This is a genomic window from Pseudomonas sp. GW101-3H06 (assembly GCF_059424605.1).
In genome coordinates, this window is record NZ_JBWKZO010000001.1 from 6,180,610 (window position 1) to 6,201,763 (window position 21,154).

General features: G+C 60.6%; 16 protein-coding genes and 1 pseudogene. 4 read left to right on the forward strand and 13 right to left on the reverse strand.

Annotated features, from left to right (window positions below):
• Nucleotides 1-154 precede the first annotated feature (154 nt).
• The 3 genes from AC07ZE_RS28520 to argE all read right to left on the reverse strand — a co-directional run bounded on the left by AC07ZE_RS28520 (nt 155) and on the right by argE (nt 4,619).
• Nucleotides 155-1,480: an OprD family porin gene (locus AC07ZE_RS28520; RefSeq protein WP_207267669.1), complete on the reverse strand. Its 1,326-nt coding sequence runs from the start codon at nt 1,478-1,480 to the stop codon at nt 155-157.
• Between the two features lie 478 nt (nt 1,481-1,958).
• Nucleotides 1,959-3,257, reverse strand: a complete 1,299-nt coding sequence (gene argA / locus AC07ZE_RS28525; protein WP_095196287.1) for an amino-acid N-acetyltransferase — start codon at nt 3,255-3,257, stop codon at nt 1,959-1,961.
• 204 nt (nt 3,258-3,461) lie between these two features.
• Nucleotides 3,462-4,619, reverse strand: a complete 1,158-nt coding sequence (gene argE / locus AC07ZE_RS28530) for an acetylornithine deacetylase (RefSeq protein WP_207267670.1) — start codon at nt 4,617-4,619, stop codon at nt 3,462-3,464.
• A 157-nt stretch (nt 4,620-4,776) separates the two neighbouring features.
• Here argE and AC07ZE_RS28535 point away from each other — a divergent pair, with 157 nt between their 5' ends.
• Nucleotides 4,777-6,144, forward strand: coding sequence for a CYTH domain-containing protein (locus tag AC07ZE_RS28535; protein ID WP_207267671.1), 1,368 nt, complete (start codon nt 4,777-4,779; stop codon nt 6,142-6,144).
• Nucleotides 6,145-6,252: 108 nt separating this feature from the next.
• Here AC07ZE_RS28535 and AC07ZE_RS28540 read toward each other — a convergent pair whose 3' ends face one another.
• On the reverse strand, nt 6,253-6,717 hold the full coding sequence (locus AC07ZE_RS28540; protein ID WP_095196284.1) for an Lrp/AsnC family transcriptional regulator: 465 nt from the start codon (nt 6,715-6,717) through the stop codon (nt 6,253-6,255).
• 126 nt (nt 6,718-6,843) lie between these two features.
• Here AC07ZE_RS28540 and AC07ZE_RS28545 point away from each other — a divergent pair, with 126 nt between their 5' ends.
• The 3 genes from AC07ZE_RS28545 (at nt 6,844) to AC07ZE_RS28555 (ending at nt 9,438) form a co-directional block, all read left to right on the forward strand.
• Nucleotides 6,844-7,173: an ACT-like domain-containing protein gene (locus AC07ZE_RS28545; RefSeq protein ID WP_207267672.1), complete on the forward strand. Its 330-nt coding sequence runs from the start codon at nt 6,844-6,846 to the stop codon at nt 7,171-7,173.
• Nucleotides 7,174-7,263: 90 nt separating this feature from the next.
• The gene (gene tfpB / locus AC07ZE_RS28550) at nt 7,264-9,048 is read left to right on the forward strand and encodes a type IV pilus assembly ATPase TfpB (RefSeq protein WP_207267673.1); all 1,785 of its coding nucleotides are present in this window, start codon (nt 7,264-7,266) and stop codon (nt 9,046-9,048) included.
• Between the two features lie 72 nt (nt 9,049-9,120).
• Complete coding sequence (locus AC07ZE_RS28555) at nt 9,121-9,438, forward strand: DUF2388 domain-containing protein (RefSeq protein ID WP_207267674.1); 318 nt, start codon at nt 9,121-9,123, stop codon at nt 9,436-9,438.
• 115 nt (nt 9,439-9,553) lie between these two features.
• On the opposite strand, the gene gcvP is transcribed toward AC07ZE_RS28555, so the two are convergent.
• The 9 genes and pseudogenes from gcvP to pepP form a co-directional block, all read right to left on the reverse strand.
• On the reverse strand, nt 9,554-12,427 hold the full coding sequence (gcvP, locus tag AC07ZE_RS28560; RefSeq protein WP_207267675.1) for an aminomethyl-transferring glycine dehydrogenase: 2,874 nt from the start codon (nt 12,425-12,427) through the stop codon (nt 9,554-9,556).
• A gap of 167 nt (nt 12,428-12,594) precedes the next feature.
• Nucleotides 12,595-12,978 (reverse strand): glycine cleavage system protein GcvH, encoded by a 384-nt coding sequence (gene gcvH / locus AC07ZE_RS28565; RefSeq protein WP_207267676.1) that lies wholly within the window; start codon nt 12,976-12,978, stop codon nt 12,595-12,597.
• A 49-nt stretch (nt 12,979-13,027) separates the two neighbouring features.
• Nucleotides 13,028-14,110 (reverse strand): glycine cleavage system aminomethyltransferase GcvT, encoded by a 1,083-nt coding sequence (gene gcvT / locus AC07ZE_RS28570; RefSeq protein ID WP_207267677.1) that lies wholly within the window; start codon nt 14,108-14,110, stop codon nt 13,028-13,030.
• A 156-nt stretch (nt 14,111-14,266) separates the two neighbouring features.
• Nucleotides 14,267-15,883, reverse strand: coding sequence for an ABC transporter permease (locus AC07ZE_RS28575; RefSeq protein WP_207267678.1), 1,617 nt, complete (start codon nt 15,881-15,883; stop codon nt 14,267-14,269).
• Between the two features lie 133 nt (nt 15,884-16,016).
• Nucleotides 16,017-17,021 (reverse strand): extracellular solute-binding protein, encoded by a 1,005-nt coding sequence (locus tag AC07ZE_RS28580; protein ID WP_207267679.1) that lies wholly within the window; start codon nt 17,019-17,021, stop codon nt 16,017-16,019.
• A gap of 218 nt (nt 17,022-17,239) precedes the next feature.
• A complete protein-coding gene (locus AC07ZE_RS28585; RefSeq protein WP_207267904.1) occupies nt 17,240-18,457 on the reverse strand; it encodes a 2-octaprenyl-3-methyl-6-methoxy-1,4-benzoquinol hydroxylase in 1,218 nt (405 codons plus the stop codon).
• A gap of 9 nt (nt 18,458-18,466) precedes the next feature.
• Nucleotides 18,467-18,604: pseudogene (locus AC07ZE_RS28590) on the reverse strand (tetrameric acyl-CoA thioesterase); the annotation flags it as partial.
• Nucleotides 18,605-18,611: 7 nt separating this feature from the next.
• Nucleotides 18,612-19,799 carry a 2-octaprenyl-6-methoxyphenyl hydroxylase gene (gene ubiH, locus AC07ZE_RS28595; RefSeq protein ID WP_207267680.1) on the reverse strand — a complete coding sequence of 396 codons (1,188 nt, stop codon included), beginning with the start codon at nt 19,797-19,799 and terminating at the stop codon, nt 18,612-18,614.
• Nucleotides 19,796-21,130, reverse strand: coding sequence for a Xaa-Pro aminopeptidase (gene pepP, locus AC07ZE_RS28600; RefSeq protein WP_207267681.1), 1,335 nt, complete (start codon nt 21,128-21,130; stop codon nt 19,796-19,798). The genes ubiH and pepP overlap by 4 nt, the downstream gene beginning before the upstream one ends.
• Nucleotides 21,131-21,154: the final 24 nt, after the last annotated feature.

Here is a 21,154-nt window from a genome sequence, read left to right on the forward strand (position 1 = left end):
GGTAGCGCGGGGCCTGATGTGTCAGGTGGGCCTACTGTAGGTGTTCAGGATAAAATCTAAAAAGAATAAAAAATCATCAGCATCGATATTTATGGAATAAGAAAATCGACCCGAAAAAAAGCCTCGTCCGCGGACGAGGCTTTTTTGCTACAGCTTATTTGAAGGCGTAGGTGTAGTTGAAGATCAGACGGGTCTGATCCTTGTCGGGCAGGCCGGCTGCGTCGCCACGGTAGACGCCATGACGCACCGTTGCGCCCAGGCCTTTGAGCGTGCCCTGCTGGATGGTGTAGTCCACCCGCATGTCGCGCTCCCACTCGGACGCATCGCTGCCACCGGTGGCGGACTTGATGTTTTCGCCTTTCAGGTAAGCCACGGACGCTTTCAGACCTGGCACACCCGCGGCCGCGAAGTCGTAAGTGTATTGGCCGAAGGTGGTGTTTTCACCGGCACGAACAAAGCCATTGATCATGGCATCGGTGAACAGGTAGAAGCTGGTACCACCGTTGCCCTCAGGGCGACCGTTGCTATCAACTACGTTGCCCTGGTTCAAGTAAACGAAGCCGCCGTCATCGTTGACGCGTTGATGACCGAGCAGGAAGGCGTTGCCACCCAGGGTGTAGGTGAACATGGCGCTCCAGGTCTTGTTATCGACCTCGCCCGGGGTCTTGGCGAAACCACCGTTGTTGTTGAAACGATAACCGGCGTCACCGTTCTTGCCGTCGGAACTGCTGTCGAAGTAGCGAACATCGGTCTTGAAAGACTGATTGGCACTGATCGGGTAAACGTGCACCAGGCCGAGGAAGTTCTGCTTGTAGTAGTCTTCCAGGTTCGCGTAGTAGTACTGCAGCATCAGGTCTTTGGTGACCTTCCAGTCAGCACCGGCGTAACGGAACTTGTTGCTCTCCTCGGTACCGCCAGCCACAGCCAGGCCAGTGGAGTTCGACGAGGCGCGACCGGCCGAATGCTCCAACTGACCGACGTTGAAGGTGACGTTGTCGATTTCCTTGGAGGTGATGGTGCCGCCTTCAAAGGTCTGTGGCAGCAGACGGCTGTCGTTCGCTACCAGGATCGGCATGTTTGGCTGCAGAGCGCTACCGTAGTGGGCTTCGGTCTTCGAGAAGCGTGCCTTGACGTTCCCCCCCACACGGCTCCACTCGTGCACTGCCGAACCGTCAGTGTCGCTTGGGAAGAAGGTGTTGGCGTCCGGGTGGTGTCCCTTGCCACCGTCCAGATGGATACCCACCAGTGCCTGGGCGTCGAAACCGAAACCGACGACACCCTGAGTGAATCCAGACAGGTAATCGAATTTGAAGCCCTGAGCGGTCTCGCGCTGATCTGCGCCACCGTCACGGTTATCGTCGTTGTAATACATGGTGCGCGAACTGATGGAAGCCTTGCTGTCTTCGATGAAACCCGCGGCGCCTGCCTGCTGCGCCAAAACCCCTACGGCCACGGCCAGGGCCAAGGTGGACTTGTTCATTGTTAAGCTCCTCTCGTCTCTAATTCTTGTAGTCCTGGTCCCGGGTCCATTGCCCGAAATCCTAAGATGCGCGATTAGCGCCGGACGGTGACTCACAAGTCAATCGTAACCATGTGTGTCTACGACCATAGTCTAATACCCAGATTTTTGGTCCATGCAGGGTCATGAGTTCGTCATGAACCTGAAAAGAATGGATGGATTCTTTTCTCATACCGTTTAGGAATTAAGCTCTCCCTCCGGCGATTGCCCAGAATAGAGCGGCGGTTGATTAGCTAATTCCTAAAGGGTATTCAACAAACGGTCTATAGATCGATCCGGCTTTGACACAAACCTGCAACAATTGCTGTCGAAATGGCCAACGCCCTGCCGACCAAACGCGCACTATCCAGCCCATTTGTTACAGTTTATGTATCGGCGATTTTATTTTTCGGAGGACTTGCAGGAACGAGCTTGCTCGCTCCTGCAGTGAGTGGGGCGATCAGAGGGCTTTTTCGAAGATCTTCGAGTTACGCTGATAGTTGTACAGCGACGCCCGCGCTGACGGCAGGCGTTCGACGCTGCTCGGCGCGAACCCACGCTCGCGGAACCAATGGGCCGTGCGAGTGGTAAGGACAAACAAGGTTTTCAATCCCTGAGCCCGGGCGCGGGTTTCGATGCGTTCCAGCAGTTCATCGCCGCGACCGCCATGACGGTACTCCGGGTTCACCGCCAGACACGCCAGCTCACCGGCATCCGAATCGGCAATCTGATACAACGCCGCACAGGCGATGATCATGCCTTCACGCTCGACCACGCTGAACTGCTCGATCTCGCGCTCCAGCACTTCACGGGAACGCCGCACCAGAATGCCCTGCTCTTCCAGCGGGCTGATCAAATCCAGCAATCCACCGACGTCTTCAATGGCCGCTTCGCGCACCACTTCGAACTGTTCCTGGGCCACCAGCGTACCGCCACCGTCGCGGGTGAACAGTTCGGTCAGCAGCGCGCCATCCTCGGCATAGCTGACGATGTGGCTGCGGGCCACGCCGCCCCGGCAGGCTTCAGCCGCGGCATCGAGCAGCTCCGCCTGATAGTTGCTGCCCAGACGTTGCAGATGCGCTGGCACCTGTTGCGGACGCAACTCACGCACCAGTCGCCCGTGTTCATCGATCAAGCCTTCTTCAGCACCGAACAGCAGCAGTTTGTCCGCGCCCAGGTCGATGGCGGCGCGGGTGGCGACGTCTTCACAGGCGAGGTTGAAGATTTCGCCGGTCGGCGAGTAACCCAATGGCGACAGCAGCACGATGGAACGCTCGTCCAGCAGGCGGTTGATGCCCTTGCGGTCGACCCGGCGCACTTCGCCGGTGTGGTGATAGTCGACGCCTTCAAGCACACCGATCGGTCGTGCGGTCACCAGGTTTCCGCTGGCCACCCGCAGGCGCGAGCCCTGCATGGGTGAGGAAGCCATGTCCATCGACAGCCGTGCTTCAATGGCGATGCGCAGTTGGCCAACGGCGTCGATCACGCACTCCAGGGTCGCGGCATCGGTGATGCGCATACCGTGGTGGTAATGCGGGGTCAGACCACGGGCGGCAAGACGCGCTTCGATTTGCGGACGGGAGCCGTGTACCAGCACCAGCCGCACACCCAGGCTGTGCAAAAGCACCAGGTCATGGACGATATTGCCGAAGTTGGAGTGCTCAACACCGTCGCCGGGAAGCATGACGACAAAGGTGCAATCGCGGTGGGCGTTGATGTAAGGCGAAGCGTGACGAAGCCAATTGACGTATTCGGGCATGAACCTGGGCCTGTAATAAATAGCAGCCGAAAAAAGGGCGAAACAGAAAACGCACAGCGGGCTGATGGTTATCGTCGGAACAGGCTTGGCGACACGCGCGCTCTCCTCATGAATACGGGTTGGGATACCGGCAATTTATACGGCCTTTTGGGCCAGGCACAAACCCTGTGCAAGCGAGCAGGCTCGCGCCCACATTGATCGCAATCAACTCACCGGTGCCGGTGTCAGGCAGTAATGTTCAATCAACTGACGTAATAGATGCACCGTAGGCTGCAAACGTGACATTTCGAGGAATTCCCCCGGTTGGTGGGCGCAGGCGATATCGCCAGGGCCGAGCACCAGTGTTTCACAGCCAAGTCGCTGAAGATAAGGCGCTTCGGTGCCGAACGCCACCGCTTCGGCACGATGGCCGGTCAGCTTTTCGGCGATTCGCACCAGCTCCGCGTCCTCGGCCTGCTCGAACGGCGGCACTTCGGGGAACAGAGGCGCGTAATCGATCTTGACCTGATGCCGCTCGGCGACCGGCCTGAGCCTCTGCAAAATCTCCGCACGTAGCGCCTTGGGGTCCATGCCCGGCAAGGGTCGCAGGTCGAATTCGAGCGAACACTGGCCGCAGATGCGGTTCGGGTTGTCGCCACCATGGATGCAACCGAGATTCAGGGTCGGGGTCGGCACGCTGAACTGCGGGTTGCGAAATTCACGCTGCCACAGCAAGCGCAAGCCGCGCAGTTCGCCGATGGCATCGTGCATGGCCTCCAGGGCGCTATGGCCCAGGCGAGGGTCTGAGGAATGACCGCTCTGCCCAAGGATATTGATGCGCTCCATCATGATGCCCTTGTGCATGCGGATCGGTTTGAGTCCGGTCGGTTCGCCGATCACCGCTGCCCGTCCCAAAGGGCGCCCCGCTTCAGCCAGCGCCCGGGCACCGGACATCGAGCTTTCTTCATCACAGGTGGCAAGGATCAACAACGGCTGTTTGAACGGTTGATCAAGCAGCGGCTTCACCGCTTCGATGGCCAGGGCGAAAAAGCCCTTCATGTCGCAACTGCCCAGGCCGACCCAACGGCCGTCGACTTCGGTGAGCTTCAGCGGATCGGTCTGCCACAGCGCGCCATCGAACGGCACTGTGTCGCTATGACCGGCGAGCACCAGACCACCGGGGCCGCTGCCGAAACTGGCCAGCAGATTGAATTTGCCGGGGCTGACCTGCTGGATGTCGCAAGCAAATCCAAGGTCGCCGAGCCAGGCAGCCAGCAGGTCGATCACCGGACGATTGGATTGATCGAGACTCGCCTGGGTGCAACTGACGGACGGTGCAGCGATCAGTGCAGCGAACTGATCTTTCATGGATGGCAAAGGCATCGCTGGCTCCAACTCCCGAATTGAAGTCCATCATAGAGCCATCCAATGACAGGAATAAACCGTTGCGGCACGCAGCGCCGATCAGTCCTGTACACTGCACAGCCTTGGCAGCCACACATTCCCCCCGGCTGCGCTCCCGATCCTGGATTTTCCGGCCATGCAGAAAGAAACCGAAATCAAACTCCGCGTCAGCCGCGAAACCCTCGCCGCCCTGCGCGAGCACCCGTTACTGAAAAAACGCAACAAAAGTGGCTGGGAAAGCCGTGAGTTGATGAACCAGTACTTCGACACGCCCGAACGCGACCTGGCCCGCGCCAAGGTGGCCCTGCGCCTGCGCAAAGATGGCGATGCCGTGATTCAGACCCTCAAAACCCGTGGCCAGAGCGTCGCCGGTCTGTCCGAGCGCAACGAGTACGAATGGCACCTGCCCAAAGCCAAGCTTGATGTGAAGAAACTCGACGGCGAATGCTGGCCCGAAGCGCTGGCCGAACTGGACAAGAAAACCCTGAAGCCGATTTTCACCACCGATTTCGTGCGCGAATACGCCGAGATCGCCTGGGGTCGCGGCAAGTCCAAAGTGGTCATCGAAGCCGCGCTGGACCTGGGCCAGGTGATCGTCGGCAAGCAGAAAGAAGAAATCTGCGAACTGGAACTGGAATTGCGCGAAGGCGAACCGGCCGCGCTGCTGGAACTGGCCGCTGAACTGGCCGCGACCCTGCCACTGATGCCGTGTGACATCAGCAAGGCCGAACGCGGTTATCGTTTGCACGACGCCAGCAGCTACTCGTTGAGCTTGCCGGCACCGCAACTCAGCGCCGAAACGCCGCTGGACGACGCCTTCGCCGCTCTGTGCTGGCATTTGCTGGCCAGCAGTCAGCGTCTGGCCGAGCAGTATCGCTTCAACGGCCACTGGCGATTGCTGCAAGACTGGGTGGAAAACCTCGCCGAGTTGCGTGCACTGGTCAGCAGCCTCGGCCAAGCCGCGCCGCGTCAATCGACTCACGACCTGCGCGCCGCACTGGATGCCTTGCTGGAAGACTGGCGCCCGCTGGTCCAGGCTGGCATGGATGATGAAGACGTGCGTAAAGCCGCGCCGGAACAGTTCCTCGAAGAACTCGAAGACCCGCGCTGGGGCCTGTTCTCCCTGAGTACTTCACGCTGGTTGCTGGCCCGCACCTGGACCGCCGACCGTAACACCCGTGGCAATCGCCAGGGCGGCGCGCAGTTGGGCAGTTGGTTGCCGCGACTGTTGGGCGAAGAAGCCAACTCGCTGCAATTGCAGCGCTACCAGCAACAACCGGAAGACCTGGCCGAGCAACTGCCGCGTATCGAACGTATCCAGGCCTGGCTGCACCACGCGCGCAACGTGCTGGAAATCCCGGAAATGGATCGCCTGTATGGCGAGCTGAATAAACTGGCGCAACTGGCCAACGAACCGATCACCGACGAAGCCCTGGATGCGCGCAAGCAGCAGGCGATTGCGGTGTATCAGAATCGAGCCTGGAAGACTTTGCTGCGCCTGTAAGGACGCCTTCGCGGGCAAGCCCGCTCCCACATTGGATTTGTGTACGACACAGATCCAATGTGGGAACGGGCTTGCTCGCGAAGAGGCCAGCACATTCACCACAAAACCTCAGACCGGCAAACTCGTCGTGGACTTGATCTCTGACAAAGCCACGATCGAGTTGACTTCCTGAATCCCCGGCACCATCGACAGCTTCTCGAAGAAGAAACGCTCATACGCCTCGATGTCCGCCGCGACGATCCGCAACATGAAATCCACCGCCCCCATCAATACGTAACACTCCAGCACCTCGGGAAACCCACGAATCGCCTCGGTGAATTCGGTGAAGTTCGAGCGCCCGTGGGCGTTGAGTTTGACCTGCGCGAAAATCTGCGTGTTCAGGCCGATTTTCTTGCGGTCGAGCAGGGTCACCTGGGCGCGAATGATCCCTTCCTCTTTCATCCGCTGGATCCGCCGCCAGCAGGGCGACTGCGAAAGTCCCACCTGCTCGGCGATCTGCGCACTGGAAAGCGATGCGTCCTCCTGAAGCAACGCCAGGATCTTGCGGTCGTAGCCGTCCAGTTCGCTTTGCATAGAAAAACCTTTTATTGATGATTTTATGAATTATTCTATTCGAGTTGGCTGCCATTGAGCCCATCATAGATAAGAAATACCCGCCACCGAATGTAAAAATTTCTCCATTGATGATGGAGAACAACCATGCCGCACCTGGAAGCCCTGAACACCCGCGCCGATGTCTGGAATGTCAGTAGCGTGCACTCGCGCGTGCGCTACCAATTACTGGCCGAAGCCGAGCCCGACCTGCTGTGCCGCGCGCTCAACCTGTTTGCCTTGCAGTTCTTGACGCCGGATGAGGTGCATGTGCTGCGCCAGGATGACTTGCTGGCCATCGAGGTGGTCATCGACGGGTTGAGCTGGCACCGTGCCCAAGTGATCGCAGAAAAACTTCGCAACCTGATCAGCGTCTGCTCGGTGGATCTGCAAAGTGCCGACCCTGCCTGGGTTAACGCCGCTCAGGCAACCGGCTGAAAAAAACCGATACGGCTTCGTCGGGTAGTGGCCCAACGGTCTGTGGCGCCACGACTATCCTTTGCGCACTGTTGTTCATAAGGAGCCCGCATGTCCGTTCAACTCGCCATTCAGGACCGCTGGCTGGATCTCAATGATGTGCTGCGTGAGCTGGTCGCCCAGGGCTTCATCAGCCAGGACTCGGCCGAACAGGCGCTCAATGCCCGTCGCCGCCACGCCGCTCATGGCCAGATGCACCCCCTGGAATTCATCGCCAACCAACAGCTGAACGACCTCAGCCGCCCCGGCAAGCACCTGGACCTGGAAAACCTGACCCTGTGGTTGTCCCAACAGGCGGGCCAGCCTTACCTGCGTATAGACCCGCTGAAAATCAACGTCGCAGCCGTGACACCGCTGATGTCCTACGCCTTCGCCCAACGCCACAAGATTCTCGCGGTCTCCATCGACCGCGACGCCGTGACGGTGGCGAGCGCCCAGCCCTACGTCAATGGCTGGGAAGCCGACTTGACGCACGTACTCAAACTGCCGATCAAGCGTGTAGTGGCCAACCCGGCGGATATCCAGCGTTTCAGCGTTGAGTTCTTCCGCCTGGCCAAATCGGTCACGGGGGCGAGCAACGCCGATCAGCAGACCAGCACCCTGGGCAATTTCGAACAGTTGCTCAATCTCGGCGCCAGCGATCAGGAGCCGGATGCCAACGATGCGCATATCGTCAACATCGTCGACTGGCTGTTCCAGTACGCCTTCCAGCAGCGCGCCAGCGATATCCACATTGAACCCCGGCGTGAACAAGGCACGGTGCGCTTTCGCATCGACGGCGTGTTGCACAACGTCTACCAGTTCCCGCCGCAAGTCACCATGGCCATCGTCAGCCGCCTCAAAAGCCTGGGGCGGATGAACGTCGCGGAGAAACGCAAACCCCAGGATGGCCGGGTAAAAACCAAGACCCCGGACGGCGGCGAAGTGGAGCTGCGGCTGTCGACCCTACCGACTGCCTTCGGCGAAAAAATGGTCATGCGGATCTTCGACCCGGAGGTGTTGCTCAAGGACTTCGATCAGCTGGGGTTTTCAGCCGATGACCTGCGGCGCTGGCAGGACATGACCCGTCAGCCCAACGGCATCATTCTGGTCACCGGGCCGACCGGTTCCGGCAAGACCACCACGCTGTACACCACACTGAAGAAACTGGCGACGCCGGAGGTCAACCTCTGCACCATCGAAGACCCGATTGAAATGGTCGAGCCGGCGTTCAACCAGATGCAGGTCCAGCACAACATCGACCTGACCTTCGCTTCCGGGGTGCGCGCACTGATGCGACAAGACCCGGACATCATCATGATCGGCGAGATCCGCGACCTCGAAACCGCCGAGATGGCAATCCAGGCCGCCCTCACCGGGCACCTGGTGCTGTCGACGCTGCACACCAACGATGCACCGAGCGCCATCAGCCGCCTGTTGGAACTGGGCGTGCCGCATTACCTGATCAAGGCCACGGTGCTCGGGGTCATGGCCCAGCGGCTGGTGCGAACCTTGTGCCCCCACTGCAAGGCTGCGAACACCCTGGGGGAAGAAGACTGGCAAACACTGACCCGGCCCTGGCAAGCCCCCCTGCCCACCCACGCACAACGCGCCATCGGCTGCCCGGAGTGTCGCGACACCGGCTATCACGGCCGCGCCGGGGTGTACGAAATCATGCAATTGACCGACGGTCTGAAAGCGCTGATCAGTCCCGACACCGATTTGCTGGCGGTGCGGCGTCAGGCGTTCAAGGAAGGCATGCGCAGCTTGCGCCTGTCGGGCGCACAGAAGGTGGCGGCCGGCTTGACCACCGTCGAGGAGGTCCTGCGCGTGACGCCGCAGAGCGAGCAGAAGTAGGTAAGGGGCAATGGAACTCGATTGGGGGAATCGCTATCAAAGGCGGTAGTTTATCCAGTGGAGTTACCTTATATGCGTCTCAAACTTGCTGTCGCTACCATCGCCCTGTTGTCCCTGCCTGTCGGTTCGGCGATGGCTGATAGCTTTTGGCGTAACGTTCTTACTTCCGGTGCAACCACCGGTTCGACCTACCTGACCTTCAAGGATCAAAAGCTGATCGTTGCAGCCCAGGACGATGCCGGCAGCTTCGTCGCCAGTGACGGCGGCATTCGCGGCCCATATCTGGAAGCCGCGATGCAGAAAGTCCGCGCCGACAACCCGGGCCTGCAGGCCACGGACATGGAGTTGGCGAACGCGATTTTGGCGAAGAACGCCGTGGCTTCGGAATAAGCTTGCAGCCAAACAGAAAATGCCGCTCACTTGAGCGGCATTTTTATTGGCATACAGAACTCCCCTGTGGGAGCGAGCAGGCTCGCACACAGGGGTTATACGCCGCCAGAAGGTCTCAGCGGTACTCATCCAGCGGCACACAGGCACAAAACAGATTCCGGTCTCCATACACATTGTCCACCCGGTTCACCGCCGGCCAGTACTTGTGGGCCTTGGTGTGAGCATCCGGCGTCACACCTTGTTCGATGCTATAGGGACGCTCCCAAATCCCGGTGATATCGGCCAAGGTATGCGGCGCTCGTTTGAGCGGGTTGTCCTCGGCCGGCCAGTTGCCGTTCTGTACCTCGGTGATTTCCGCGCGGATGCGCAGCATTGCGCCGATGAAACGGTCCAGCTCCGCCTTCGATTCACTTTCGGTCGGTTCGATCATCAGCGTGCCCGGCACGGGGAACGACATGGTCGGTGCATGGAAGCCATAGTCCATCAGGCGCTTGGCGACGTCTTCCTCGCTGATACCGGTCAACGTCTTGAGCGGTCGCAAGTCCAGAATGCATTCATGGGCCACCCGCTCGTTGCGCCCGGTGTAGAGCACCGGGAACGCCCCGGACAAATGCCGCGCCAGGTAATTCGCGGCGAGGATCGCCACTTCGCTGGCATCGGCCAGTTGCGGCCCCATCATGGCGATGTACATCCAACTGATCGGCAAAATGCTCGCGCTGCCCCAAGGCGCGGCACTGACGGCACCGTTCTGCGCCAACGGCCCCTCGATCGGCACCACCGGGTGATTGGCGACGAACGGCGCCAGGTGCGCACGTACGCCAATCGGGCCCATGCCCGGTCCGCCACCGCCATGGGGAATGCAGAAGGTCTTGTGCAAGTTCATGTGGGACACATCGGCACCAATGTCCGCCGGCCGCGCCAGCCCTACCTGGGCATTGAGGTTGGCACCGTCCATGTAGACCTGGCCGCCATGGCTGTGGATAACTTCGCAGATCTCGCTGATGCCTTCCTCGTACACGCCGTGGGTCGACGGATAGGTCGCCATCAGGCAGGAGAGCTTGTCGCCGGCTTCCGCGGCCTTTTCTTTCAGGTCATCCAGGTCGACGTTGCCTGCTTCGTCACATTCGACAATCACCACACGCATCCCGGCCATCTGCGCCGAGGCCGGGTTGGTGCCGTGGGCTGAAGACGGGATCAGGCAGACATCCCGCCCGCCCTGCTGACGGCTCTCATGATATTTGCGGATTGCCAGCAGCCCCGCGTACTCGCCCTGGGCACCGGAATTGGGCTGCATGCAGATTGCATCGAAACCAGTGATCGCGCAGAGCCAGCGCTCCAGCTCTTCGATCATTAAGGAATAACCCACCGCCTGCTCTTTAGGTGCGAACGGATGCAGATTGGCGAACTGCGGCCAGGTAATCGGAATCATCTCGCTGGTGGCATTGAGTTTCATGGTGCAAGAGCCCAGCGGGATCATCGACTGATTGAGCGCAAGGTCCTTGTTTTCCAGCTGCTTGAGGTAGCGCAGCATCTCGGTTTCGCTGTGGTGGGCATTGAACACCGGATGGCGCAGATAGGGTGTGGTTCTTTGCAAAGGGCTCGGGATACCGGGAGCCAGCGCCTCGGCATCGAGTTCATCGACGCTTAGCCCATGATCGGCGCCCAGGAATACATCGAACAGCTTGGCTACGGTGGATTCGTCGCAGGTTTCGTCAAGGCTCAAGCCCAATTGCCCGCGCCCCAGAATGCGCAAATTGATCTGCGCGGCCTGGGCGCTTTCGATGATCGCGGTCTGGGTGCCGCCGACTTCCAGGGTCAGGGTATCGAAGAAATGCCGGTTGAGGCGCGTGATGCCCTTGCGCTCAAGGCCTGCGGCGAGGATGCAGGTCAGTCGGTGGACGCGCTGGGCAATGCGTTTGAGCCCTTCCGGGCCGTGGTAGACCGCATAGAAACTGGCGATATTGGCCAGCAGTACTTGCGCGGTACAGATGTTCGAGTTGGCCTTTTCACGACGAATATGTTGCTCACGGGTTTGCAGGGCCATGCGCAGGGCAACGTTGCCGCGAGCATCTTTCGACACGCCGATGATCCGCCCGGGAATTGCCCGTTTGAACTCGTCGCGGCTGGCAAAAAAAGCCGCGTGCGGCCCGCCATAGCCCATGGGCACGCCGAAACGCTGGGAAGAGCCAAACACCACGTCAGCGCCCAATTCCCCAGGCGGCGTCAACAGCAGCAGGCTCAGCAGATCCACCGCCACACAGGCCAGCGCCTGCTGGGCGTGCAGATGATCGATCAACGGACGCAGGTCACGGATCTCGCCATGGGTGTCGGGATATTGCAGCAGCGCGCCGAATACCTGGTGCTGCTTCAAGTTATCCACAGCGTCGATGATCAACTCGAAGCCGAAGCCTTCGGCGCGGGTCTGCACCACGGAAATGGTCTGTGGATGGCAGTTTTGATCGACAAAGAACACATTGCTTTTCGACTTGGCCACCCGTTTGGCCAGGGCCATGGCTTCCGCCGCCGCGGTGGCTTCATCCAGCAGCGAGGCATTGGCCAGTTCCAGCCCGGTCAGGTCGATGGTCAATTGCTGGAAATTCAGTAGTGCTTCGAGCCGCCCTTGGGCGATTTCCGGTTGATAGGGCGTGTACGCGGTGTACCAACCAGGATTTTCCAGCACGTTTCGAAGGATGACAGCTGGCGTGAGTGTGCCGTGATACCCCATGCCGATCAGGCTGGTCCAGACCTGGTTCTGTTCGGCGTAGCCTCGAAGCTTGGCCAACGCAGCCTCTTCGTCGAGGGCCGGCGGTAAATCCAGCGCCCGGTTCAGGCGAATCCCCGGTGGCACTGTCTGCTCGATCAGTTCAACCCGGCTGCCGAGGCCGAGACTGTCGAGCATGGCCTGCTGCTCGGCGGCATCCGGCCCGAGGTGGCGGCGAAGAAAGGCATTGGGGTCGTGTAACTGGCTCAAGGACGGCAACTGGGACATGACGGGCTCTCTCTTGACTGGCGCTCAACGTCGATGCAACACGGTCAAACCAGCATAGCAGTCGATGCCGACAGCGAACCTCTGGCAGAGCCTACTGACCCTTGTGGGACATTGGGCAGGCAACAAAAAGCCCCGACGGATCGGGGCTTGGGGATGACGCTAATGGCTTACTCGCCGATGGCGGCCTTGTAACCGGCTGCATCGAGCAGTTTTTCCAGTTCGGCGGTATTGCTTGGCTTGAGCTTGAAGATCCACGCGCCATAGGGGTCGGAGTTCAGCAGCTCAGGCGAAGCACTCAGGTCTTCGTTGATCGCAATCACTTCACCGGACACCGGGGCATAGATGTCGGACGCCGCTTTAACCGACTCCACCACACCGGATTGATCGCCGGCAGCGAAGACTTTTCCAACTTCGGTCAGTTCGACGAACACCACATCACCCAGCGCTTCCTGCGCGTGATCGCTGATGCCCACGGTGACGGTGCCATCGGCTTCCAGGCGGGCCCATTCGTGACTTTCGGCAAAACGCAGGTCGGCAGGGATATCGCTCATGTTCTGTGTCCTCAAGGATATTGTCAGCGGTGATTGCCGCCAGAAAAGGTTAGATCAAGGTTTTGCCATGGCGTACGAAGGTCGGTTTGACCACTCGGACCGGGTACCACTTGCCACGGATTTCCACTTCCGCGCGGTCGGCCGTTGCCATCGGCACGCGCGCCAGTGCAATCGACTTGCTAAGCGTAGGAGAGAAACTACCACTGGTGATCTCTCCTTCGCCAACATCGGCGATACGGACCACTTGATGAGCGCGCAATACCCCACGCTCTTCAAGGACCAGACCGACCAGTTTGTGCTGTACGCCAGCGCTGCGTTCGGCTTCCAGCGCGGTTCGCCCGATGAACTGGCGAGCGGCCGGTTCCCAGGCAATGCTCCAGGCCATGTTGGAGGCCAGCGGTGAAACGTCTTGATGAATATCCCGGCCATACAGGTTCATGCCGGCCTCGACCCGCAAGGTATCCCGCGCGCCCAGGCCGATCGGAGAGATACCCGCCCCCACCAGATCGTTGAAAAACCCCGGCGCCTGATCGGCCGGCAGGATGATTTCCAGACCGTCTTCACCGGTGTAACCGGTGCGCGCGATGAACCAGTCACCATCGGGCTGTCCTTCGAAGGGTTTGAGCAGCTGGATCAGGTTGCCGCGGGACTGGGTCACCAATTCAGCAACCTTCTGCCGGGCGTGAGGGCCTTGAATCGCCAGCATCGCCAACTCGGAACGTTCGCTGAGCTGCACATCGAAGCCGTCAAGATGGGCCTGCATCCAGGCCATGTCCTGATCGCGGGTTGAAGCATTGACCACCAGACGATAACCGTCATCGAGGCGGTAGACGATCATGTCGTCGACGATGCCGCCGCGCTCGTTGAGCATGGTGCTGTACAACGCGCGGCCGGAGCTGTGCAGGCGCTCGACGTCATTGGCCAGCAAATGCTGCAACCAGGCCTTGGCCTGGGGGCCGTCGACATCGATAACGGTCATGTGGGATACATCGAAAACACCGCAATCACGGCGCACCTCATGGTGCTCCTCGACCTGCGATCCGTAATGCAGAGGCATATCCCAACCGCCAAAATCGACCATCTTCGCGCCGAGGGCGAGATGAAGGTCATACAGAGGCGTACGCTGTCCCATGGGTTTCTCCTTCCGGGCGTGGCGAAGGTGCGGGCGAGTGCTGTATCGAGTGAAAGCCTTGAAACAAAAGGCCTACAGCCGACTTCTACTGCCTTGTCTGTCAGACAGACCGCACCGAATGCCGCGCATTGTAGCCGCAAGGTGTAGGACTGACACCTAGCTGTTTTGATGGGCCGAACGTCGAATCAATCCGATGACCGGTAGCAGTCCGACCAAAACCAGGGTCAGTGCCGGCAAAGACGCCCTCGCCCACTCGCCCTCACTGGTCATTTCGAAGATCCGCACGGCCAGTGTGTCCCAGCCAAACGGGCGCATCAGCAGGGTTGCGGGCATTTCCTTGAGCACATCGACGAACACCAGCAGCGCTGCGCTCAACGAGCCGGGCAGCAACAAGGGCAGATACACTTTGAAAAACAGTCGTGGCCCGCTGACGCCAAGGCTACGTGCCGCTTCGGGCAAAGATGGCCGTATACGCGCCAGACTGCTCTCCAGCGGCCCGTAAGCCACGGCGATGAATCGTACCAGGTAGGCCAGCAGCAGCGCCGACAGACTGCCCAGCAGCAGTGGTTTGCCGGCGCCACCGAGCCAGCCGGAGAGCGGGATCACCAGTTCGCGGTCCAGGTAACTGAACGCCAGCATGATCGATACCGCCAGCACTGAACCGGGCAAGGCGTAGCCAAGATTGGCCAGGCTGACCCCGGCGCGGATCCCTTGGGTCGGCGCCAGGCGCCGGGCAAATGCCAATATCAGCGCAACACCAACGGTGATCAACGCAGCCATCGCGCCCAGGTACAGGGTGTGGAGAATCAAGCCGTTGTAACGCTCATCCAGATCGAAGCGCCCACGTTGCCAGAACCACGCCAACAGTTGCAGCACCGGAATGACAAAGGCGCAGGCGAACACCAGAGCGCACCACCCCGTGGCCAACAACGCTTTGATGCCATGCAAGTGGTACAACGCCTTGACCCGTGGCCGTTCATTGCTCGCCCGATTGGCCCCGCGCGCTCGCCGCTCGCCGTACAGCACCACCATCACCACCAGCAATAACAGGCTGGCCAGTTGTGCAGCGGTGGAAAGGCTGAAAAACCCGTACCAGGTCTTGTAGATCGCGGTAGTGAACGTGTCGAAGTTGAACACCGACACCGCGCCAAAATCCGCCAGGGTTTCCATCAGCGCCAACGCCACGCCAGCGCCGATGGCGGGACGCGCCATGGGCATGGCCACCCGCCAGAATGCCTGCCATGGCGATTGCCCCAGCACTCGCGCGGCCTCCATCAGGCCTTTGCCCTGAGCGAGGAACGCGGTACGCGCCAGCAGGTAAACGTACGGATAGAACACCAGCACCAGAACCAGAATCACCCCGCCCGTGGAACGCACGCGCGGCAAACGCAGGTTTGTGCCGAACCACTCGCGCAACAGGGTTTGCACGGGACCGGAAAAATCCAGCAAACCGACGAAAACGAACGCCAGTACGTAGGCCGGAATTGCAAAGGGCAGCATCAAGGCCCAATCCAGCCAACGCCTGCCGGGGAATTCACAGAGGCTGGTGAGCCAGGCCAGGCTTACACCGAGGATCGTCACCCCCACACCGACGCCAACCACCAGGGTCAGGGTGTTACCCAGCAGACGCGGCATCTGCGTGTCCCACAGGTGGGACCAGATCTGTTGATCGATGGATTGCCAGGAAAGCAGCAACACACTCAGTGGCAGCAGGACCAGCGCAGCGATGGCGAAGACCAAGGGGTACCAGCGGCGTTGTGCAGGGTGGGCCACGGGTTGGGTTCTCTACTATCTAATGGATGAGATCGACACTGTAGGAGCGTCGACCGGCCGCTCCTACAGTGTCAGAGGCGCGCCACAAAAAAACAAACGCCCCGCATAAGCGGGGCGCAGTATATCGGGCAACTCAGTTCCAGCCAGCTCGATCCATCATGCGAATCGCTTCGGCCTGGCGCTTGCCCGCGACTTCGACAGGCAGGGTGTCGGCTACGAACTTGCCCCAGGCCGCGACTTCGGCAGATGGCTGAACGGCAGGGTTGGCCGGGAACTCCTGGTTCACGTCAGCGAAGATTTTCTGCGCTTGAGGCGTGGTCATCCATTCCACCAGAGCCTTGGCCGCTTCCGGGTGCGGCGCGTGTTTGGTCAGACCGATGCCCGAAAGGTTGACGTGCACGCCACGATCCGCCTGGTTCGGCCAGAACAGCTTCACCGGCAGGTCAGGCTTCTGCTTGTGCAGGCGGCCGTAGTAGTAAGTGTTGACGATGCCGACATCACACTGACCGGCACTGATGGCCTCCAGTACCGCAACGTCGTCGGAGAACACGTCAGTGGACAGGTTGTTGACCCAGCCCTTGAGGATCTTCTCGGTTTTCTCGGCGCCATGGACTTCGATCATGGTGGCGGTCAGGGACTGGTTGTAGACCTTCTTCGCCGTGCGCAGGCACAGGCGACCTTCCCAGTTCTTGTCGGCCAGCGCTTCGTAAGTGGTCAGCTCACCCGGCTTCACCCGGTCAGTGGAGTAGGCAATGGTCCGTGCCCGCAGGCTCAGGCCGGTCCAGGCGTGAGAGGCGGCACGGTACTGCACCGGGATGTTGGCATCGATGGTTTTCGAGGTGAAGGGCTGGAGGATGCCCATTTGCTCGGCTTGCCAGAGGTTACCGGCATCGACAGTCAGCAACAGGTCAGCGGTGGCGTTCTCGCCCTCGGCCTTGATCCGCTGCATCAGCGGCGCTTCCTTGTCGGTGATGAACTTCACCTGCACACCGGTTTTAGCGGTGTAGGCATCGAAGACCGGTTTGATCAGCTCGTCGATACGCGAGGAGTAGACCACCACCTCGTCGGCGGCCTGGGCGGCGGTGCTGCCGATCAGAGTCAGGGCCAGTGCGGTCAGTAGACGCTTCGGTGCCAACATGGGAGCGCTCTCTCGATTGAAAAATTGAGAACAAATGATAAGGACTCACATTTGCCTTCTCAATCGAACAGTTTGTGGAGGCGTTACCAGATGTTGCACAACCAGAGCTGGGGGGTGAATGTGCCCCGCCTTCGCGAGCAAGCTCGCCCACAGTTGAAATGCACTCCATGGTGGGAGCGAGCCTGCTCGCGAAGAGGCCATCAGCGTCAAAGAGAATCTCAGGCCTTGGCAAGTGCCGGCAAATCCCCGGTCAACCCCAGCGCCTCACGCACGAACAACGACTTGGCCTCGGGCATCCGGTCGACTATTTTCAATCCGGTATTACGCAACCAGCGCACCGGCAACGGATCAGCCTGGAACAAGCGCTCGAAACCTTCCATCGCCGCCATCAGGGCCAGGTTGTGAGGCATGCGTCGACGCTCGTAACGGCTGAGCACCTTCACATCCGCCAGACGCTCACCGCGGGCGGCCGCCTGCTGCAGCACCTCGGCCAATACGGCAGCATCGAGGAACCCGAGATTCACGCCCTGCCCGGCCAACGGGTGAATGGTGTGCGCCGCATCGCCGATCAGCGCCAGGCCTTCAGCCACGTAACGCTTGGCATGACGCTGACGTAGCGGCACACACAGGCGCGGGTCAGCGTTGAGTACGCTGCCCAGCTGTCCTTCGAAGGCTCGCTCCAGCTCGCGACAAAAACCTTCGTCATCCAGTGCCATCAGGCGTTCGGCTTCGCCTGGCGTGGTCGACCAGACGATCGAACACCAATCCTGCCGGCCATCACGCGCCAGCGGCAGGAACGCCAACGGGCCGTTATCGGTAAAGCGTTGCCAGGCGGTCATTTGATGGGGTTTCGAGCAGCGCACGCTGGTGACGATGGCGTGGTGCAGATAATCCCACTCCCGTGTCGCGACGCCGGTCAGGCGCCGAACCGCTGAGTTGGCACCATCCGCCGCGATCACCAGGGGCGCGCGCAAGGTGCGGCCATCGGCCAGGGTCAGCAGCCAGTCATCGCCGGAGCGGCGCATTTGTTCCAGGCGTGCGTTGGCGAGCAGGCCAAGATCGCAGTCGTGCAAGCGGTCGAGCAAGGCATCCTGTACCACCCGATTCTCGACAATGTGGCCCAGTACATCAGCGTGGACACTGCCCGCCGAAAAGTGGATATGCCCGGTGCCGCTGCCATCCCAGACCTGCATGTCGCTGTATGGGCTGCTGCGTCGACCGGCAATACCGTCCCAGACCCCAAGGCGTTCGAGAATCCGCTGACTGGCGATGGACAAGGCACTCACCCGGGGTTCAAACGGCGCCTGGGCATCAAACGGCTTGACGCTCAAGGGGCTGCCGTCCAGCAGCAGGACTTCCAGCCCACTGTCCTGCAACGCCAGCGCCAGGGCGCTGCCGACCATTCCGGCCCCGACAATCAGCAGATCTGCGCGCATTTCCATGCTTTAAGCCTGTCTCGCTTGCGGCTTGAGCCGCACGTAAAGGGTTTTTCCGCCACGCGCCACCCGGTTGCCGGCGCCGTCGTGAATATCGACCTGCAATTGCGGCAGGTATTTTTGGCCATCGGCCGTCTGCCGAAGGATCGTCGGGCTAAACATCAGGACGCGTACCCAGCCCCATGGCCTGTCGGGCGAACCAGCGCTTGGCTGGCGGCAATAGATCGAGGCCAAGCAGACCGAGATTGCGCCCCAGCGAAACCAATGGCTGCGTGCTGCCGAACAAACGCGTGACCTGATCGGAAAAGCCGACGGTCAGGTTCTGATCCAGGCGCTGGTGTTCGCGATAGGCCTGCAAGGTCGCGAAGTCCCCCAGTGCCTGTTCGCTGGCGAGCAGCGCATCGGCCAGCGCCTGGGCATCGCGCAGGGACAGGTTGAAACCCTGACCGGCAATCGGGTGCAGGCTGTGAGCGGCGTTGCCGAGAATCGCCAGATGCGGTCGCACCTGCTCTTCGGCCTCCACCAGCGACAGCGGATAAAGGTGCCGGGCGCCGACCTGCTTCAATGTGCCGAGGCGATAGCCGAACACACCCTGCAACTCACTGAGGAAATCGCGTTCATCGAGGGCGGCCAGGCGTTGTGCGTCCATTCCCAGGCGAGTCCAGACCAAGGCACAGCGATTGTCCGGCAGCGGCAGCAAGGCCATCGGGCCATCGTCGGTGAACCGCTCGAAGGCCATGCCGTTATGGGCTTCGCTCGGGGTGATGTTGGCGATCAGCGCGCTCTGGTTGTAGGGACGCGTCTTGATGCCGATGCCCAGCTGCTCGCGAAGGTTGGAACGGCCGCCGTCGGCGAGTACCGCCAGATCGCAATCCAGTGTGGTTTCGTCATTGAGCGTCAGGCGATAGCCGTCGGTGAGCGGCTCCATGCGCGTGACTTCCGCCGGGCAGCGCCAACTGATCACGTCCTTGTCCAAGCCTTGCCACAGACATTGGCCAAGCCACGCGTTTTCCACCACATAACCCAGCGCCGGGACGCCTTCTTCCATCGCCGACAGCCGCGCCGTGGAAAAACGTCCCCGGTCGGAAACGTGAATCTGCTTGATCGGTTCGGCACGGCGGGAGATCTCCTGCCAGACGCCCAACCGCTGATAAATCTGTCGCGCGCCAAAGGACAATGCCGTGGAACGCGCGTCGTAGCTCGGCTGGTACGTGTCGCCGGGTGCGAACGGCTCGATCAGCACGATCTTCCAGCCGCGGGCCTTGGCCCCGGCCTGCAACGCCATCGCCAGGCTGGCGCCCACCAGGCCGCCGCCGATAATCGCCAGATTGACCCGATTCATGCCGCTTGTGTCCGTGCTTGCGCCATCAAGGCCTCGATCTCCGCGACTGTTTTCGGTACGCCTTTGGTGAGGATTTCACAACCGCTTTTGGTGACCACGACATCGTCCTCAATGCGCACACCAATGCCGCGCCATTTCTTCGCAACGTGCTTGTTGTCCGGTGCAATGTAGATCCCCGGCTCCACGGTCAGGGCCATGCCGACTTCCAGCACGCGCCATTCGCCGCCGACCTTGTACTCGCCCACGTCATGTACATCCATGCCCAACCAGTGCCCGGCGCGGTGCATGTAAAACGCTTTGTAGGCTTCGCCGGCGATCAACTCGTCGACGTCGCCTTGCAACAGTCCCAACTCAACCAGACCGCCGGTTATCACCCGAACCGTCGCCTCGTGGGCCTGATTCCAGTGTTTGTTCGGAGCGATTTCGGCAAATGCGGCTTCCTGGGCAGCCAGCACCAGTTCGTAGATCGCTTTCTGCTCCGCGGAATACTTGCCATTGACCGGCCAGGTACGGGTGATGTCACTGGCGTAACAGTCAATCTCGCAGCCGGCGTCGATCAACACCAGGTCCCCGTCCTTGAGCACGGCGTCATTCTGCTGGTAATGCAGGATGCAACTATTACGCCCTGCCGCGACGATCGAGCCATAGGCCGGCATCTTCGCCCCGCCCTTGCGGAACTCGTAATCGAGCTCGGCTTCCAGGCTGTACTCGTGCAAACCGGCACGGCTGGCCTGCATTGCGCGCACGTGGGCCTGGGCGGAAATCCGTGCGGCCTCGCGCATCACTTTCACTTCTGCCGCCGATTTATACAGGCGCATGTCGTGAAGCAGATGATCCAGGGCAACGAATTCGTTCGGTGGCTGGGCACCGAGGTTCGCCTTGGAGCGGATCACGTTGATCCAGTCCATCAGGTGGCGGTCGAATTCCGGGTTGCTGCCCATGGCCGAATACACCCGGTCACGGCCTTCGATCAAGCCGGGCAGGATGTCGTCGATGTCCGTGATCGGGAAAGCGTCATCGGCGCCGAAATCGCGAATCGCGCCTTCCTGGCCGGCACGCAGGCCGTCCCACAGCTCCCGCTCGGCGTTGCGCTCGCGGCAGAACAAAATGTATTCGCCGTGCAGACGCCCCGGCATCAAGACCAGCACGGCCTGGGGCTCGGGGAAACCGCTGAGGTACTGGAAGTCACTGTCCTGACGGTAGACGTGTTCGACGTCACGGTTGCGAATGGCCACCGCGGCGGCGGGAAGGATAGCGATGCTGTTGGGTTCCATCTGCGCCATCAGGGCCTTGCGGCGACGGCTGTATTCCGCTTTCGGGATATGGATCATGGGCAGATGGCGTTCCCTGTCTTC